The following is a 1,168-nucleotide window of genomic DNA, read 5'->3' as shown; positions in this document are numbered from 1 at the left end:
TGCGCGCCGCTCACGCCGGCCACGGTCTGCCCGGCCGCCAGGTGCGCATCGTCCTGCACGGTCAGGTGCAGGTGGCCGCCGGCGTAGGCCAGCGCGCTGGACGGCGTGGCCAGGGCGATCTGGTCCGGGCCTTCGACAAACAGCAGCGGCTTGGCGAAGCGTTCGACCGGATCGCCGCCGTCGCGCTGGCCCGACGCGGGCTTGGTGGCGCTTTGTCCGGCCACCTCGCCGTGGTAGCGGCCGTCCTGTCCGGCATCGAGCGTGGCGATGAACGCCGTCTGCGGCACGTTGCCCTGGAGCGGCGCAACCTGCTGCTGCTTGAGGGTGTCGTCCAGCGTCTTGGCGGTCTGTTGCGCGCCCTTGAACTGGGTGACCGCCTCGGCCACATCCAGCTGCGTGGACACCGCATTGCTGCGGGCGCTGGCCGACAACAGCAGGCCGTCGCCGGCGCGCACGTTGCCCCAACCCAGCGTGGCCAGATCGAAGCCCTGGCCGCGCAATCCGCCGCGCTGGCCGTTGCTGTGCTGGACCAGGTAACCGATCTCCAGCCGGCTGTCGGCCAGCGTGGTGTGCAGGCGCTGGCGCAGCTGGCCGGGGGCGTCATCGAGCAGCCACTGCTGCTGGCCGCCGCCATCGAGCGACTGGGTGTGCAGGCCGCTGAGCGTGCCGGGGTGGTTGCTGTCGCCGTCGACGCCGGCGGCGAACGGCAGGGCCACCTCGCCGTTGTAGAGCTGGCCGGTGACCACCGGCTGGTCGATGTCGGCGTGCAGGAACTCCACCAGCACCTCGCTGCCGATGCGCGGCAGGGCGTTGCTGCCCCAGTTCGGCCCGGCCAGCCACTCGGCCACGCGCACCCAGGTGCCGCTGGTCTCGTTACCGGGCGCGTGGCCGTCGGGATGGGCGCTGGAGCCGGTGTCGGACAGCCCGCCCGGGTTGGGCACGCTGCCGCGCTGCCAGCCGAACTGGATGCGCACCTGGTGCTCGCGGTTGGCGGTGTTGGCCGCCTCGGGCAGGCCGACCACGCGGGCGGTCTGCGCGCCGGGCGCAAGCGGGCGCGGGCGCGGCAGCGGCACGATCGCGGTGTCGCGCGGCACGGCCAGGAAGCGGTTGCGGTAGGTGCCGCGCTCGGTGCCGGCGGCATCGAGCAGGGCCGCGACACCGTGACCGG

1 protein-coding gene is annotated in these 1,168 nt (G+C 73.7%); it reads right to left on the bottom strand.

The features are described from left to right. On the bottom strand, window positions 1–1,168 hold a 1,168-nt coding region (locus tag EER27_RS16780; RefSeq protein WP_223807383.1), incomplete at both ends, for a type VI secretion system Vgr family protein.

It is taken from the genome of Montanilutibacter psychrotolerans (assembly GCF_003719825.1).
Lineage (GTDB): Bacteria > Pseudomonadota > Gammaproteobacteria > Xanthomonadales > Xanthomonadaceae > Montanilutibacter > Montanilutibacter psychrotolerans.
The sequence above is the reverse complement of the archived record's forward strand: the minus strand, read 5'-3'. Positions and strand labels throughout refer to the sequence as shown.